Raw genomic sequence first — 16548 nt, 5'->3', positions numbered from 1 at the left:
CGCAATGACGCCTCCCCCAGAACCGTCATGGCCCGCTTCATGCGGGCCATCCACGCCTTTCTTCTCCGCGCCTCCGTGTCTCCGTGTGAGATTTCCCTCTCTCTCTCTCTCTCTCTCTCTCTCTCTCTGCGTCCTCTGCGGCTCTGCGTGCCGACATCTTTTCTCACGCAGAGGCGCAGAGACGCAGAGCGCAAGAGAAACCCGCCACCGCCGCCACACCCAAAGGTGTCATCCCGGCGAAGGCCGGGACCCACTCGCTGTTCGTCTTGCCGCAGCATTGGCGGTTGTCCGCCATTCTCACCCCAACCCCGTCATTGCGAGCGAAGCGAAGCAATCCAGGAGCCGCGCGCGCCGAATCCGCTGCTCCTGGATTGCTTCGTCGGTCCTGCGGACTTCCTCGCAATGACGCCTCCCCCAGAACCGTCATGGCCCGCTTCATGCGGGCCATCCACGACTTTCTTCTCTGCGTCCTCTGCGGCTCTGCGTGCCGACATCTTTTCTCACGCAGAGGCGCAGAGACGCAGAGCGCAAGAGAAACCCGCCACCGCCGCCACACCCAAAGGTGTCATCCCGGCACTCGTTGCCGGAAGCCATTGGTTCCCTCAGCCAGCGCGATAACACGTGGCGCACACGCCACCCGCTTCATCCAATGCTGCGGCAAGAGGCCCCGCGAGTAGGCCCCGGCCTTCGCCGGGGTGACACTGAGGGTGAGGTGAAGCCAAACACCTCCCGAACCCACAACCCCACCACTTCATTGCGAGCCTCGCTTCGCGCGACACGGCAATCCATCGAGCGCAATCCAAAAACAAAATTGTCACCCCGGCGAAAGCCGGGGTCCATGGACAGCGAGGCACCCGGAGGCGAATGCGAAGGGAAGGGCCCGTGCACTCCGCGCCCACCACACCCAAAGGTGTCATCCCGGCGAAAGCCGGGATCCATTCGCAGTCCTTTGCGGCCCGTCACGTTTACCCGGACAATCAATGCTGGGCTATCGAAGCATCGCAGCACAGGTTTGTTCAGTCTCAGGACGATACTTTCTGTAAACTTCGTTAATGTGCAACGACCGCCGGGCTGAAACGCGAAATTAAGGGGGGAAAAGGATGGGAAAACTCTCCCAGATTGATTGGAACATCATCGATACAAGAGTACGCAATACTCAAAGGGCGCGGAATCTCCCAACCTTGTCAACAGCCATGCTGTGGCTTGTGCTAGATCAGTTCTTCCCTGATCTGGGAGACGATCTGATTGAGACGATCACAGATGGTCCGGACGATCGTGGTGTCGATGCGATTCATGTGGTTGAAGGCGACGGTCACGCCGAAATTTACTTATTCCAGGCGAAATACCGTGAGACCGCGTCGGCGACGGACAAAACGATCAACGATGCTGAAGCGATGAAGCTGTCTTTATTCATCGAGGAGCTATTCGAACGATCGGAACATCTTCAACAGAGCGGCAATCTCTTGCTCAAACAAGCAATAGCTCGCATATGGGAGATTCACGAGCGGGGAGATTTCTGCAGATATCGCATTGTATTTTGTTCTAACGACCGAGGACTGTCAGCATCTGCCGCTGAAATTCTCGGGAGCATTTGCACAAAGCACCAGCAAGTTGCATTCGAGTATTATGGGTCAAGTGATCTCATTCGAGATTTTGCGTCGCAAGGAAAGCTCAGGGAAACAGGCTCTCTTCAGGTAATTGGAAAAGAAGCTTTTGAACGGGCCGATGGCGATGTCCGTGGTGTAATAGCTTCGGTCGATGCGAAATCATTCGTAGACTTGATAAGAACGCCCGATGGGCAATCAGTTAAGCGGTATTTATTCGATGACAATCTGCGTGTCTTTTTAGGGGCTAACGGTGGTTACAATCCTGCGATCATCTCCACGGCCACTTCAGAAGACAGCTATCTATTCTGGTATCTCAACAACGGGATAACCATCACGTGTCGCAACTACTCCTACAACAAAGGTCACGTGAATCCGAAGATTACTCTTGAGCAGTTTCAGATCGTCAATGGCGCGCAGACATCTCACTCGCTGATTGAAGCGAGCCGGATCAATCCGGAAGCGCTTGAAAATGTAGTCTTGATGGTTCGAATTTACGCAACAGATCGCGAAGATGTCGCGGCGCGCGTGGCGGTTGCAACAAACAGTCAGGCCCGAATCCAAAGCCGCGACCTGAGAGCTAATCATCCAATTTTGAAGAAACTAGAGCTGGCTTTCGCTGAACGTGGGTACTTCTTTGAACGAAAACGAAATATGCACGGGGAGCGCGAACCGGCAAAAAGGATAGACGCACTTAAACTCGGTCAAATAATTATGGCGTTTTACCTTCGTGAGCCAGATCGTGCAAAAGGTGAATCTGACTCAATTTTCGATCACAGGTTCTCAGCTATTTTTCATGACGGGTACGACATTGCAGAGCTTTGTCGTTTGTTCGAGCTGTACCGCGTTATTGAGGATATGCGAGAAGATTACATTCTAAGAAGCGAGGGACGAATTGAAGGTGGCGGCGAGCTGCAGTACCTAGTTTATGGCCACTGGTTCGTTTTGTTTGCGGCTCGCCTATTATTAGTGCAGTCAGGCAAAAGTACTCCAGTTGGCAGCGACGCAGTGGATCTGGTGATGGACGCAGTCGGTCTGGTGGCGCGAGCGTGTAGTCAGCAAAAATCAGTGGCGCACTATCAAATGTTTCGCAGTCCACGGACAAAAGACAAAATCACCGCGGAGTTGCTTGGTAAGCAAGCGAACTTCTTTGAACTTTTAGCTGAGCCAAGGACTACGGGAGACTAACCTCCTCTACTCAAACCCCTCCGTATGCACCTGATCGAGGTCCGAGAACCTTGTTACCTCCGCCTGGAACTGCAGCTTCACCGTCCCCGTGGGTCCGTGGCGCTGCTTGCCGATGATGCATTCGGCGAGCCCGTGCACGCGCTCCATTTCCTCCTGCCACTGAAGATGTTCGGGCGTGCCCTCCGTCGGCTCGCGCCGCGAGACGTAATACTCCTCGCGGAACACGAACATGACGACGTCGGCGTCCTGTTCGATCGAGCCCGACTCGCGCAAATCCGATAGCTGCGGCCGCTTGTCGTCGCGGCTTTCCACCTGGCGCGAAAGCTGCGACAGCGCCATGATCGGCACGTTGAGTTCCTTCGCCAGCGCCTTGAGGCCGGTCGTGATCTGCGTCACTTCCTGCACGCGGTTGTCGCCGCTCTTGCCCGAGCCCGCCAGCAATTGCAGATAGTCGATGACGAGAAGCCCGAGGCCCCGCTGCCGCTTCAGCCGCCGCGCGCGCGCCGCCAGCGTCGCGATGGTGAGGCCGCCCGTATCGTCGATATAGAGCGGAATGCTCTGCAGCTCGCGCGCCGCGTCGACAAGCCGGTGGAACTCGTCCTCATGAATGTTGCCGCGCCGGATCTTTTCCGACGGCACGCCGGATTGTTCCGCGAGCAGTCGTGTCGCAAGCTGCTCGGCCGACATTTCGAGCGAGAAGAACCCCACAATTGCGCCGTCCTTCGCCGTCACCGTGCCGTCCGCGTGGTGCTCGGCCTTGTAGGCCTTGGCCGCGTTGAAGGCGATGTTGGTGGCGAGCGCCGTCTTGCCCATGGAAGGGCGGCCCGCCATGATCAGCAGGTCGGAAGGCTGCAGGCCGCCGAGCCTGTGGTCGAGGTCGCGCAGTCCCGTCGAGATGCCGGAGAGCCCGCCGTCGCGCTTGTAGGCTTCGGCCGCCATGTCGATGGCGGTTTTGAGCGACTCGTGGAAGCTCTGGAAGCCGCCCTCGTATTTGCCGCGCTCGGCAAGCTGGTAGAGCATCTGCTCCGCGTCGAGGATCTGCGCGCTCGGCGTGTCGTCCACCGGCGCGTCATAGGCGCGGTTGTGGATGTCGGTGCCCACCGTGATGAGTTCGCGGCGGATGGCGAGGTCGTAGATCGTGCGCCCGTATTCTTCCGCGTTGATGATCGTCGTCGCCGCGCCGGCGAGGCGGGCGAGATATTGCGGTCCGCCGATTTCGGCCAGCGCCGCGTCGCGCTCGAAGAAATTCTTCAGCGTCACGGGTGAGGCGAGGTGGCCCTGCGTGATGAGCTTCGCCGCCGCCTCGTAAATTCGTCCGTGTACGGCATCGAAGAAATGCGTCGGCTCGAGGAACCCCGCCACGCGGTCGTAGCTCTCGTTGTTGACGAGCATGGCGCCGAGCAGCGCCTGCTCCGCATCGATGTTATGCGGCGGCACGCGGTAGTCGGCGGGGGAGCCCTCGTCATGCGAGTCGGGCGATCGGGAATAGGCGGCGGTGGTGTTGTCCATGGGCACAAGTTCTAAACGAAGCGGCCGTTCGCGTGGCCGGCAAATGCAGGGATTTCTCCGCTCGTCCCCAGCTTTCTTCTCCAGACCCTGTGGATAAGCGGGCGGAATTCCGGCAAGTCCTTGAAATCAATGGGCTTTGTCCGGTGGGAGGCTGTGGATGGCTTCGATTTTAGCCTGAGTCGCGGTTCCGCGAGGACTTATCCCGCAGACCGGGGACAACTGGCCGGCGAGGGCATGCGGGAGACGGCGAGGGGGCGGGCGAGGGGTGCCGCGGGCGGGTGGCAGGGGCGGCGTTATCCCCGCTTTCGCCTTATGTGACGTTTCGATGACATTTCGATGACAGTGGGCCGTTTCCAGGGCCCATTTGTCCCCGGTCCCGGCTCTGCCTCGTGGGCGGTTTCAATCCCCCGCGAGGAGGCGCTGCTGCTGCGGCGCTCCGGCGCTGTTGAGCCGGCGTTCCTCTTCCACCATGTAGTCGCGCGTCAGCGGCAGCACGTCGATCTGCTTTGCAAGCTGCATCTGGAAAACGACCATCCCTTCGTTGCGGAAGGATGTTTCCGATCCCGCGAGATAGAACTCCCACATGCGGCAGAAGCGTTCGTCATAGATGCGCGCCGCCGTCTCGCGCCGCTCCATGAAGCGCCGCCGCCACTCGCGCAGCGTTTCGGCATAGTGCAGCCGCAGGATTTCGACATCCGTCATGAAGAGCCCCGTGCGCTCCACGACGCCGGCCATCTCGCTCAGCGCGGGAATGTAGCCGCCAGGGAAAATGTATTTTGCGATCCACGGGTTGGTGGATCCCGGCCCGTCCAGCCTTCCGATCGTGTGGATCAGCGCCGCGCCGTCATGCGTGAGCAGGTTCGTCACCCGGTCGAAATATTCGCGGTAGTGGCCCACGCCCACATGCTCGAACATGCCGACGGAAACGATGCGGTCGAAATTCTCCTTGATCTGACGATAGTCCTGCAGGCGAAATTCCACCTGTGCCCCAAGGCCTTTTTCTTCCGCGCGGCGTTGCGCCACCTTCAATTGCTCGCGCGACAGCGTCACGCCGACGACCTCCGCGCCCGTCTCCTCCGCCAGCGTCAGCGCCATGCCGCCCCAGCCGCAGCCGATGTCGAGCACGCGCATGCCGGGCTCGATGCCGAGCTTCGCGGCGATGTGGCGCTTCTTCGCAAGCTGAGCGTCTTCCAGCGTCATGTCGGGCCGCTGGAAGTAGGCGCAGGAATATTGCTTGTCGCGGTCGAGGAAGAGATCGTAGATGCCGCCGTCCAAGTCGTAGTGATGGGCGACGTTCTTCTCCGCCTTGCCGACGGGGTTGTGCTGGTCGATCCGCCGCTTCATGCGCCTGAGCGCGCCATAGAGCTCGAAGGCCGGTCCGGCGAAACTGCGGCCGAGATTGCCGGTCAGCAGGTCGAGCAGCTCGTAGATCGTCGACGGCTTCTCGACGGTCATCCGCCCGTCCATGAAGGCTTCGCCGAGCTTGAGATAGGGGTTGAGCGCGATCTCGGTCGAGACCGTCCTGTCATGGAGTCGGATGACGACCGGCTCGCCGGTGCCGTCGCCGAACTCCGTCTGTCTGCCGTCTTGCCGTATGACCGTCAGAGAGCCGCGTTTGACGATCGTCTTCAGAAGCGCACTGAAAAGCATCTAACCCTCCCGTACCGAGGATCGAACTTCAGGTGCCTCATCCAGTCCCGGCGCGCGGGGGGATGCGGCGCGGACAAGCTTTGTGAAATTTATCTAAGGTTAATCCTCAAGCCGTTGCAAGAAGAACGCGATCCATCGCCGCGGGTTCCGAAACAAAAAGGGCGCCCTCGAGGGACGCCCTTTCATTTTCTTGTGCTACTGAAGGGATTTAGGCCTTGTCGGCCTCTTCCTCGCCAGCTGCAGCCTCGTCTTCGTCCGGCGCGAGTTCTTCGGACTCGAAGAACTCGGCGGCTTCCTGAACGTCCTCATCGGCTTCGTCGCGGCGCTGCGTCAGGTCTTCGCCTGCCGCCTGCCGCTGGGCCTCTTCCTCGGTGCGCGCCACGTTGATCGAGATCGTGGCGGAAACCTCGGGGTGCAGCACGATACGGATATCGTGAAGGCCGATGTTCTTGATCGGCTTGTCGAGAACGACCTGGTTGCGGGCCGTCGAGAAACCGCCATTCGTCATGGCGTCCGAGATGTCGCGCGTGCTGACCGATCCGTAGAGGATGCCGGTTTCGCCGGCCTGGCGCAGCACGATGAAAGCCTGGCCGTTCACCTTGGCGTGAACCTGTTCGGCTTCCTTCTTGAGTTCGAGGTTGCGGGCTTCAAGCTGCGCGCGCTGGCTTTCGAACTGCTCGATATTCGCTTTCGTGGCGCGCAGCGCCTTCTTGCGGGGCAGCAGGAAATTCCGCGCGAAGCCGTCTTTCACTTTGACGACATCGCCCATTTGGCCGAGCTTTTCGACCCGCTCCAGAAGTACGACTTGCATCGTTTATTCTCCTTTTCCGGGCCTTAGCTGATCACATAGGGAAGAAGCGAGAGGAAACGCGCGCGCTTGATGGCACGGGCGAGTTCACGCTGCTTCTTGGCCGACACGGCCGTGATGCGCGAAGGAACGATCTTGCCGCGCTCGGAAACGTAGCGCTGCAGAAGTTTCACATCCTTGTAATCGATCTTCGGAGCGCCAGCGCCGGAGAACGGGCACGTCTTGCGGCGGCGGAAGAAGGGCCGGCGCGCAGGCTGCGATGTGGTGCTCATTATTCGTTGCCTCCATCCGAATTTTCGTCACGGTCGCGGCGCGGACCACGGTCACGGTCGCCGAAACGGCTGCCGCGATCGCCACGGTCGCCCCGGTCTCCGCGATCGCCGAAACGGCTGCCACGATCACCGCGATCGCCGCGATCACCACGGTCGCCGCGGCTCTGCATCATGGCGGACGGTTCGGCCTCATGTTCCTCGACGCGAACCGTGAGGAAGCGGATGACATCGTCGCTGATGCCCATCTGGCGTTCCATCTCGGCAACCGCGGCGTGCGGTGCATCGATGTTCATCAGCGTATAGTGACCCTTGCGGTTCTTCTTCACCTTGAACGCAAGGTTGCGAAGACCCCAATACTCGGTCTTGCTGACGCTGCCGCCCTGTTCCTTGAGGATATTCGAGTACTGCTCGGTGAGCGCCTCGACCTGCTGCTGCGACACGTCCTGTCGCGCAATAAAGACATGCTCGTATAGAGCCATTGAGCCTTTTCCTTTTTTACCGGCCTCGGCGCAAAGCCCCCTTTGAGCCCTCAAAAGGCTCGAAAGGACCACCAAAGAAGCGGAGACACCGGAACCCGGACTTGTCCATCCTGCCATGCCTTGCAGGCACGACGTTCCGTTCAGCCTCCAACCAAGGCCTTCAGAAGGGGCGGAATATACGGAAAAGCCGAGGTGAAGCAAGGGGTATCTGGCTCCTTGGGCGGCTTGACTCGGGGTCCGCAGAGGGTATCACTTGGCGCCTCTGGGGACCCGAGCCCCGGATCGGCGCAAAAGCCCGGAAATCGGCCCTTTATGGGCGGCGGCGGGACCAGAGGGAGCGAGAATGACGAGGGCTTTGATCTTCCCCGGCCAGGGATCGCAGGCAGTCGGCATGGGGCGTGAACTTGCAGAGGCTTTTGCCTCCGCGCGGGAGGTCTTCGACGAGGTGAACGACGCCCTCGGCCAGAAACTCTCGAAGCTCATGTGGGAAGGTCCGCAGGAAGACCTGACGCTCACGGAAAACGCCCAACCCGCCATCATGGCCGTGAGCCTCGCCGTCATCCGCACCCTCGAACGCGAGGGCGGCTTTCGTCTCGCCGACAAGGCGGCATTCGTGGCGGGCCACTCGCTCGGCGAATATTCGGCGCTCGCCGCAGCGGATGCGCTCAGCGTTTCGGATACGGCCCGGCTGCTGAAACGTCGTGGCCAGGCCATGCAGCGCGCCGTTCCCGTGGGCGAGGGCGCCATGGCCGCTCTCCTCGGCCTTGATTTCGAGCAGGCCGCCGAAGTCGCCGCCGAAGCGGCGCAGGGCGAGGTCTGCACGGCGGCAAACGATAATGGCGGCGGACAGGTTGTCGTGTCCGGTGCGAAGGCGGCCGTCGAGCGCGCCATCGAAATTGCGAAAACCAGGGGTGCCAAGCGGAGCATGCTGCTTCCCGTGAGCGCCCCCTTCCATTGCCCGCTGATGCAGCCCGCCGCCGATGAAATGGCCGAGGCGCTCGCCGAGGTTGAACTCAAGGCGCCGTCCGTTCCGCTCGTCGCCAATGTGACGGCCTCAAGGGTCGCCGATCCTGCGACGATCCGCGATCTGCTCGTAAGGCAGGTGACGGGTATGGTGCGCTGGCGCGAAAGCGTACTCTACATGGAAGGTGAGGGCGTTTCGGCCTTTGTCGAGGTCGGCGCAGGCAAGGCGCTCTCCGGCATGGTGAAGCGCATCGCAAAAGAACCTGAACTTCTCGCTGTCGGCACCCCGGCCGATGTCGAGACCTTTCTCAAGACCGTCTGACGCATAAAGGAGTCGGCATGTTCGATCTCACAGGCAAAGGCGCGCTGGTAACGGGCGCATCGGGCGGCATCGGCTCCGACATCGCGCGGGCGCTGCACGGTCAGGGTGCGACGGTGGCGCTGTCGGGCACCCGCAAGGAAGCGCTCGATGCGCTGGCGTCCGAGCTTGGTGAGCGCACGCATGTGCTTCCCTGCAACCTGTCCGATGCGGCTGCGGTCGATGCTCTCCCCAAGCAGGCTGAGGAAGCGTTGGGCAATCTCGACATTCTCGTCAACAACGCCGGCCTCACGCGCGACAACCTGTTCATGCGGATGAAGGATGAGGAGTGGGACGAGGTGATCCGCGTAAATCTCACTGCGGCCTTCCGTCTCTCTCGCGGTGTCCTGCGCGGCATGATGAAGCGCCGCTGGGGCCGCATCATTGGCATCACCTCCGTCGTCGGTGTGACGGGAAACCCGGGGCAGGGTAATTATGCGGCCTCGAAGGCGGGCATGATTGGCATGACCAAATCGCTGGCGCAGGAAGTCGCAAGCCGCAACATCACCGCGAACTGTATCGCTCCCGGTTTTATTCGTAGCGCCATGACGGACGCGCTGAACGAGGAACAGCAGTCGCGGATCATGTCGACGATTCCCGCAGGCCGCCTCGGTGAGGCGACCGAAATCGCTGCCGCTGCCGTCTATCTGGCGAGCGAGGAGGCGGCCTATGTCACGGGCCAGACCTTGCACGTCAATGGCGGCATGGCGATGATCTAGCTGAGAGACGCTTGCAAGGCGCCGGAAACACGAGCAAATTCAGTTATATAGGGAGTAGCGTCGCCCGCGCGCGTTTGCTGGTACAGGGCAAAAAAGTGTGTTACCTAAGCCCTCGATTTGGCTTGCGGTTCTGCCTTGAAATAGGCCAGAAGAGGGGCATTCTTTCCACCGAATTCGATTACATCCAGTCCTCGATGCCTTACAGCGAGCAGCGGGATGTGCGAGGCCGGTTAAAACCAAAAGATCTGAGGACTTAAAATGAGTGATATCGCTGAACGCTTGAAGAAGATCGTGGTCGAGCACCTGGGCGTCGACGCGGACAAGGTCACCGAGAACGCGAGCTTCATCGACGACCTGGGCGCCGACAGTCTCGACAACGTCGAGCTGGTGATGGCGTTCGAAGAAGAATTCGGTGTGGAAATCCCGGACGATGCCGCCGAGAAGATCCTGACCGTCAAGGACGCGATCGAGTTCGTCAAGGCGAACGCCAAGTCCTGATACCGGTTTGATTGGCAGGGCCGGGCGCGCGAGCTCCCGGCCCTCCGGCATCTTATCGATTTCTTTCCGGCCGTCGGACCGGTGTGGGAGTGTTCATCGGCATGAGGCGAGTTGTCGTTACAGGGGTGGGTATGGTCTCTCCGCTTGGCTGCGGAGTTGAGACGACCTGGAAGCGTATTCTCAATGGCGAATCCGGCGCCCGGAAGATCGAGAAATTCGATGTTTCGGATCTGCCCTGCAAGATTGCCATGCCGGTCCCGCGCGAAGGCGAGGGCGCCTTCAATCCCGACGATTGGATGAACCCCAAGGAATCCAAACGCGTCGACGATTTCATCGTCTATGCGATGTCCGCCGCAACACAGGCGCTGAACGACGCCGGCTGGAAGCCCGAATCCGAGGAAGACAAGTGCCGCACCGGCACCATGATCGGTTCCGGAATCGGCGGCCTCGAAGGTATTGCCGAGGAAGCCTACACACTGCGCGACAAGGGTCCGCGCCGCGTCAGCCCCTTCTTTATCACTGGCCGCCTCATCAATCTTGCTTCGGGCTATGTCTCGATTGCGCATGGCCTCAAGGGGCCGAACCACTCCGTCGTGACGGCCTGTTCGACTGGCGCCCACGCAATCGGTGACGCCGCGCGGCTCATCGCGCTGGACGATGCCGACGTCATGGTCGCGGGTGGCGCAGAATCAGCCATCTGCCGCATCGGCATTGCAGGCTTTGCCGCCTGCCGGGCGCTTTCAACGGGCTTCAATGACACGCCCGAAAAAGCGTCCCGTCCTTATGACAATGATCGCGACGGTTTTGTCATGGGCGAGGGGGCCGGTGTCGTCGTCCTCGAGGAATACGAACACGCCAAGGCGCGTGGCGCAAAAATTTATGGCGAGATCGCGGGCTACGGCCTTTCCGGCGACGCCTACCATGTAACCGCGCCGCCGGAAGACGGCAATGGCGGCTTCCGTGCCATGCAGGCAGCTCTCAAACGTGCTGGGATTTCTCCTTCGGACCTCGATTATGTGAACGCGCATGGCACGTCGACCATGGCCGACACGATCGAACTTGGCGCTGTAACGAGGCTTCTCGGCAATGCGGTCGAGACTGTCTCGATGTCCTCCACGAAGTCGTCCATCGGCCATCTGCTCGGCGCGGCGGGCGCTGTGGAGGCGATCTTCTGCCTCCTGGCGATGCGGGACAGCATTCTGCCGCCCACGATCAACCTCGACAATCCGGCGACCGACACGCTGATCGACCTGGTGCCGAATGAAGCGCGCAAGAAGGAAGTGAACTACGCGCTCAGCAATTCCTTCGGCTTTGGCGGCACCAATGCGTCGCTGGTGATGAAAAAGGTCGATGGTTGACGGGCGACGGCAACACCCCGGCTGCGTCTGAGAACGGGAGCGGGACGTCTCGACCGGAAAATGCAACCGATCCCCAGGCGGGAAAGCTGCGCAACCGGCTTTTCCGCACTCTCCTCGTCGTGGCGATCTGCCTCCCCCTGTTCGGCGCCCTGCTGGCGGGCGCGGTATTTCAATACGGGAAATACCGTTTCGAGGCAGCCGGTCCTCACGGCGAAGCGCGTATCGTCATGCTCGAGCCCGGTCTCGGCGTACGCGCCATTGCCGCGCGGCTCGACAAGGCGGGTGTCATTTCCGATCCCATGATTTTCCTTGCGGGCGTTCGCCTGAACCGCGCTGAAAGCGGCCTCAAGGCAGGTGAGTACGAAATACCCGCCCACGCCAGCATGGCGGCTATCCTGCGCATCCTGCGCGAGGGGCGATCCATCCTCCATCGGCTTACCATCCCGGAGGGCCTTACCAGCGAGCAGATCATGCTGCTGGTCGAAGCGAACCCGGTGCTCGTGGGTGACATGCCTGCTGTGCCGCCCGAGGGCTCGCTCCTCCCTGAGACCTACAGCTTCACCCGCGGTGCGACGCGCAAGGAAATCGTCTCCCAGATGAGGGCAGCTGCGGACGCGCTGCTGGCGGTGCTGTGGGAGAAGCGTGCGGAGAATCTGCCTCTTGATACGCCTGAAGAAGCCATCATCCTGGCCTCCATCATCGAGAAGGAAACAGGCGTCGCCTCCGAGAGACCGCGTGTGGCTGCCGTTTTCGTCAACCGCCTCAACAAGTCGATGCGGCTTCAGTCCGATCCGACGATCATCTACGGGCTCGTCGGCGGCAAAGGCGCGCTCGGCCGTCCGATCCGGCGCAGCGAACTCGACCGCCAGACCCCTTACAACACCTATCTCGTCGACGGACTGCCGCCGGGGCCGATCTGCAATCCGGGCCGTGCCTCGCTTGAGGCGGTCCTTAACCCCCCGGAGACGGACGAGCTCTACTTTGTGGCCGATGGTACGGGTGGCCACGCCTTTTCCAAAACGCTGAAAGAGCATCAGCAGCGGGTCCGCGAATGGCGGCAAATCGAGCGGCAGAAGGCTAGATAGCGCCGGGCAGGCGCCAGATAGGCGAGAGAAAAGCCGGTTTGCGGCTGATATAGTCCTGACCAGATTGAAAGTGATTCCGGGAAAACGCGATGCCGCTCAATAGCATGACAGGCTTTGCCCGCGTGGAGGGTGCACATGGTGCCGTCCGCTGGCACTGGGAGCTGCGAAGCGTGAACGGGAAAGGCCTCGACGCGCGGCTTCGCTTGCCCCCCGGTATGGACGGCATCGAGACGACGCTCCGCACGGAGCTTGCCCGCCACCTGAAGCGCGGCAATTGCCAGATCAATCTCGTGCTCGACCGCGCGGGCGAGGCGGCGCCGCTCCGCGTCAATCGGGCAGCACTGCAGGTGGTGCTGGATGCGATCGAGGACCTCCAGAATAAAATGGAAGTCATGCCACCGCAGCCGGAAAGCATTCTCGCACTGAAGGGCGTGCTCGAGAATGCCGAGGAGGTCGAGGAAAGCGAGGAGGCAAAGGCGGAGTTGGGAGAGGCCCTGGTCGCTTCCTTCGGCGAGGGAGCGCGGGCGCTCGCCGCTGCGCGCGCGCAGGAGGGCGCGAAACTGGAAGCGATCCTGAGAGACCATGTGGCCGAGATAGAACGGCTGACGCGCGACGCGGCCGCCTGTCCGGCAACGGCTCCCGGCGCCCTGCAGGCACGGCTCAGGGACCAACTGCGGGAGCTGCTGGGCGATACCACCACGATCACCGATGACCGCGTGGCCCAAGAGGCGGCGTTGCTCGCGACAAGAGCGGACATTCGCGAGGAAATCGACCGATTGATTGCGCATGTCGAGCAGGCGCGCGAACTTCTCGCAAGCAAGGATGCTGTCGGCCGCCGCCTCGACTTTCTGACGCAGGAATTCAATCGCGAGGCGAATACGCTCTGCTCCAAGGCAGCCGATGTCAGCCTCACGCGGATCGGTCTCGATCTCAAGGCGGTGATCGATCAGTTTCGCGAGCAGATACAGAATGTGGAGTGACGACGAAAGATGACCGGAATCGCCATTCATCGACGGGGGTTGATGCTCGTTCTGTCTTCACCTTCGGGGGCAGGCAAGACGACGCTTTCGCGCCGCCTTCTCGAGAGCGATCCGGAAATCGAAATGTCCGTTTCCGCGACCACGAGGAAACCCCGTCCCGGCGAACAGGAGGGCAGGGACTATTATTTTCTTAGTACGGAAGATTTCGGCATCATGCGAAACCGGGGTGAGTTTCTGGAACACGCCAAGGTCTTCGGCAACTATTACGGCACGCCGCGCAAGCCGGTCGAGGACGCATTGGCGCGAGGGCGCGACGTGCTCTTCGACATCGACTGGCAGGGTACGCAGCAGCTCGACGAGACGGCAACCGAAGACCTCGTGAAGGTGTTCATTCTGCCACCCTCCGTTCAGGAACTCGAAAAGCGGCTGACGGCGCGCGCGCAGGACCCGGCGGATGTCGTGGCCGCGCGCATGGCGAAAGCATCCGACGAGATCAGCCACTATCAGGAATACGACTACATCATCATCAACGAAAACATGGACAGGGCCTTTACGGAGCTGCAGGCGATCCTGCGGGCCGAGCGCCTGCGCCGCCGCAGATTGACGGGGCTATCCAACTTCGTGAAACAATTGCGGGAAGCGCTTTAGCCGGGGGACGAAATGACCAAGGTGGTGATACTGGCCGGGGGGCTCGGTACGCGCATATCCGAGGAAAGCCAGCTTCGGCCGAAGCCGATGATCGAGATCGGCGGCCGGCCGATCCTCTGGCACATCATGAAAATCTATACGCATTTCGGCTTCACCGATTTCGTGATCTGCGTCGGCTATCGCGGCTACATGATCAAGGAATACTTCGCGAACTACGTGCTTCACTCGTCGGATGTGACAGTGGATATGGCGAACCATCAGATCGTCTATCATCAGAAGGCGAGCGAACCCTGGCGCGTCACCATGGTGGACACGGGACAGGATACGTTGACGGGTGGACGCATCAAGCGTGTCCGCGACTATCTTGATCCGGATGAGACCTTCTTCATGACCTATGGCGACGGTGTTGCGAATGTCGATATCCGGTCGCTTCTCGCCTTCCACAAGTCACATGGACGAAAGGCAACGCTCACCAGCGTTATTCCGCCGGGGCGTTATGGCGCACTGGAGCTCGATGGGGGCCATGTTCGCCGTTTCATCGAGAAGCCGCCAGGAGACAACGCATGGATCAATGGCGGCTTTTTTGCGCTTGAGCCATCGGTTCTTGATCGCATCGACAACGACATGACGGCATTCGAGGGCGATCCGCTGACCGGTCTCGCTGCCGACGGTGAACTCATGAGCTTCAAGCATTCGGGTTTCTGGCAGCCGATGGATACGTTGCGCGAGAAAAACTATCTCGAAGAGCTCTGGTCGGGTGGCAAGGCTCCCTGGAAAATCTGGAGGGACTGACTTGGCGATCGATGGCCTCGACAAGGCGTTCTGGAACGGAAAGCGCGTTCTGCTGACCGGTCACAGCGGCTTCAAGGGGTCGTGGGCGGCGCTTTGGCTTGCCTCCATGGGAGCGGAGGTGACGGGGTTCTCTCTCGCCCCTGAAACGGACCCAAACCTGTTCGGACTAGCCGGTATAGCCGGTACCGTTCGCTCGCATTTCGGTGATCTACGCGACGCTGAAGCCGTGCGGCGAGCGGTGGACGAGGCCGAGCCTGAGATCGTTCTTCATATGGCCGCGCAGCCGCTCGTTCGTCGCTCCTATGTCGACCCGGTCGGCACATTCGAGACCAATGTGATGGGGACGGTGAACCTCCTCGAAGCCCTGCGCGGCATTGAGACACTCAGGACCGTTCTCGTTGTCACGACCGACAAGGTCTACGAAAACACGGAAGCGGGTATTTCGTTCCGCGAAGAGGATACGCTCGGCGGCCATGATCCCTACGCGGCATCGAAGGCTGCGGCGGAAATCGTGACCTCATCCTATGCGAGGTCGTTCCTCGACGAGCGGGGCGTACGCGTCGCGACGGCGCGCGGCGGCAATGTGATTGGCGGTGGCGACTTTTCGGAAGACCGGCTTGTACCGGACATCTGGCGCGCGCTGAAGGCCGGTCAGCCGCTCGTGTTGCGCAATCCGGCGGCGGCCCGGCCCTGGCAGCACGTGCTCGACTGCCTTTGCGGCTACTTCACTTATGCGAGGGGGCTGACCGACAGGGTCGACCTGCCTCCCGCGCTCAACTTCGGGCCGCCACACGACGCACCGCCGTTGACGGTTTCGGAACTTGCGGATGCGGTGCAATCGGCACTTGGTGCGATCCCTGTCTGGGAGCCGGCGAACGACGCCGGCCCGCGCGAAATGATGATGCTCGAAATCGACAGCCGGAAGGCACGGGCCGTTCTTGGCTGGAAGGATCAGCTTGCCGGAACGCCTTGCGTGTCATGGCTCGCGGACTGGTATCGCGCGCTGAATACCGGGAACGATATGCGTGCCTGCACGCTTGCCCAGATTGCCGCCTACGAAGAACTTCATCGAGGCGGGACTTCATGAGCGCGCGCTTCGATATTCAGCACACGCCACTCGATGGCGTTGTCTCCCTCCGCCGCAAACGCATGGGCGATGAGCGAGGCTGGCTTGAGCGGCTCTTCTGCGCGAATGAGTTGAGGGAAGCGGGCTGGTGCTGGCCGGTGGCGCAGGTAAACCGTACGCTCACCGTGAAGGCGGGAACCGTGCGCGGGATGCATTTCCAGCTTCCGCCGCACGAGGAAGCAAAGCTTGTTACTTGTCTTTCGGGCGAAGTCTTCGACGTTGCGGTGGACATGCGTCCGGGCTCTGCGACCTATTTGCGCTGGCATGGCGAACGGCTTACGAACGAAAATGCGACGAGCCTCCTTATCCCGCCGGGTTTCGCTCACGGATTTCAGACGCTGACCGACAATGTCGAAATGTTCTATGTCCACTCGGCCGCCTTCATGCCTGGCGCCGAGGGCGGGGTAAGGGCAGACGACCCCGCGCTTGGCATCGATTGGCCGCTCGAAATCGGCGAACGCTCGGAGCGCGACCGGAGCCATCCCCTCCTCGGCGACCGGAAAGAATGAGG

At 61.0% G+C, this 16548-nt stretch carries 16 protein-coding genes; 11 read left to right on the top strand and 5 right to left on the bottom strand.

Annotated elements, in window-relative coordinates; translation table 11 throughout:
- The first annotated feature begins 1100 nt into the window (after positions 1 to 1100).
- A complete protein-coding gene (locus tag ACKUUH_RS12450) occupies positions 1101 to 2792 on the top strand; it encodes an AIPR family protein (protein ID WP_407950242.1) in 1692 nt (563 codons plus the stop codon).
- A gap of 6 nt (positions 2793 to 2798) precedes the next feature.
- Here ACKUUH_RS12450 and ACKUUH_RS12445 read toward each other — a convergent pair whose 3' ends face one another.
- From ACKUUH_RS12445 to rpsF, 5 genes are all read right to left on the bottom strand, one after another.
- Entirely contained in the window at positions 2799 to 4301 is a 1503-nt protein-coding gene (locus ACKUUH_RS12445; RefSeq protein WP_407950241.1) for a replicative DNA helicase, read from the bottom strand.
- A gap of 399 nt (positions 4302 to 4700) precedes the next feature.
- Positions 4701 to 5951 (bottom strand): class I SAM-dependent methyltransferase, encoded by a 1251-nt coding sequence (locus ACKUUH_RS12440; RefSeq protein WP_407950240.1) that lies wholly within the window; start codon positions 5949 to 5951, stop codon positions 4701 to 4703.
- A 208-nt stretch (positions 5952 to 6159) separates the two neighbouring features.
- Positions 6160 to 6762: a 50S ribosomal protein L9 gene (rplI, locus tag ACKUUH_RS12435; RefSeq protein WP_407950239.1), complete on the bottom strand. Its 603-nt coding sequence runs from the start codon at positions 6760 to 6762 to the stop codon at positions 6160 to 6162.
- A gap of 23 nt (positions 6763 to 6785) precedes the next feature.
- Positions 6786 to 7031 (bottom strand): 30S ribosomal protein S18, encoded by a 246-nt coding sequence (gene rpsR, locus ACKUUH_RS12430; protein ID WP_407950238.1) that lies wholly within the window; start codon positions 7029 to 7031, stop codon positions 6786 to 6788.
- Positions 7031 to 7510: a 30S ribosomal protein S6 gene (gene rpsF, locus ACKUUH_RS12425; RefSeq protein WP_407950237.1), complete on the bottom strand. Its 480-nt coding sequence runs from the start codon at positions 7508 to 7510 to the stop codon at positions 7031 to 7033. Before rpsF ends, rpsR begins: the two co-directional genes overlap by 1 nt.
- A 343-nt stretch (positions 7511 to 7853) precedes the next feature.
- Here rpsF and fabD point away from each other — a divergent pair, with 343 nt between their 5' ends.
- The 10 genes from fabD (at position 7854) to ACKUUH_RS12375 (ending at position 16546) form a co-directional block, all read left to right on the top strand.
- Positions 7854 to 8795, top strand: a complete 942-nt coding sequence (fabD, locus tag ACKUUH_RS12420) for an ACP S-malonyltransferase (protein ID WP_407950236.1) — start codon at positions 7854 to 7856, stop codon at positions 8793 to 8795.
- A gap of 17 nt (positions 8796 to 8812) precedes the next feature.
- On the top strand, positions 8813 to 9550 hold the full coding sequence (fabG, locus tag ACKUUH_RS12415; protein ID WP_407950235.1) for a 3-oxoacyl-[acyl-carrier-protein] reductase: 738 nt from the start codon (positions 8813 to 8815) through the stop codon (positions 9548 to 9550).
- A gap of 258 nt (positions 9551 to 9808) precedes the next feature.
- A complete protein-coding gene (locus ACKUUH_RS12410; RefSeq protein ID WP_012112293.1) occupies positions 9809 to 10048 on the top strand; it encodes an acyl carrier protein in 240 nt (79 codons plus the stop codon).
- Between the two features lie 101 nt (positions 10049 to 10149).
- The gene (gene fabF, locus ACKUUH_RS12405) at positions 10150 to 11406 is read left to right on the top strand and encodes a beta-ketoacyl-ACP synthase II (RefSeq protein WP_407950234.1); all 1257 of its coding nucleotides are present in this window, start codon (positions 10150 to 10152) and stop codon (positions 11404 to 11406) included.
- Entirely contained in the window at positions 11403 to 12491 is a 1089-nt protein-coding gene (gene mltG, locus ACKUUH_RS12400; RefSeq protein WP_407950233.1) for an endolytic transglycosylase MltG, read from the top strand. Before fabF ends, mltG begins: the two co-directional genes overlap by 4 nt.
- Positions 12492 to 12580: 89 nt before the next feature.
- Positions 12581 to 13471 (top strand): YicC/YloC family endoribonuclease, encoded by an 891-nt coding sequence (locus ACKUUH_RS12395; protein ID WP_407950232.1) that lies wholly within the window; start codon positions 12581 to 12583, stop codon positions 13469 to 13471.
- A 9-nt stretch (positions 13472 to 13480) separates the two neighbouring features.
- Positions 13481 to 14119 carry a guanylate kinase gene (gmk, locus tag ACKUUH_RS12390; RefSeq protein WP_407950231.1) on the top strand — a complete coding sequence of 213 codons (639 nt, stop codon included), beginning with the start codon at positions 13481 to 13483 and terminating at the stop codon, positions 14117 to 14119.
- A gap of 12 nt (positions 14120 to 14131) precedes the next feature.
- Positions 14132 to 14911, top strand: a complete 780-nt coding sequence (rfbF, locus tag ACKUUH_RS12385; RefSeq protein ID WP_407950230.1) for a glucose-1-phosphate cytidylyltransferase — start codon at positions 14132 to 14134, stop codon at positions 14909 to 14911.
- A gap of 1 nt (position 14912) precedes the next feature.
- The gene (gene rfbG / locus ACKUUH_RS12380; protein WP_407950229.1) at positions 14913 to 15998 is read left to right on the top strand and encodes a CDP-glucose 4,6-dehydratase; all 1086 of its coding nucleotides are present in this window, start codon (positions 14913 to 14915) and stop codon (positions 15996 to 15998) included.
- Positions 15995 to 16546 carry a dTDP-4-dehydrorhamnose 3,5-epimerase family protein gene (locus ACKUUH_RS12375; RefSeq protein ID WP_407950228.1) on the top strand — a complete coding sequence of 184 codons (552 nt, stop codon included), beginning with the start codon at positions 15995 to 15997 and terminating at the stop codon, positions 16544 to 16546. Before rfbG ends, ACKUUH_RS12375 begins: the two co-directional genes overlap by 4 nt.
- Positions 16547 to 16548 lie beyond the last annotated feature (2 nt).

Source organism: Parvibaculum sp. (genome assembly GCF_045863935.1).
GTDB lineage: Bacteria > Pseudomonadota > Alphaproteobacteria > Parvibaculales > Parvibaculaceae > Parvibaculum.
Note: the sequence above shows the minus strand (reverse complement) of the source record. Positions and strands in the feature narration are given on the sequence as shown.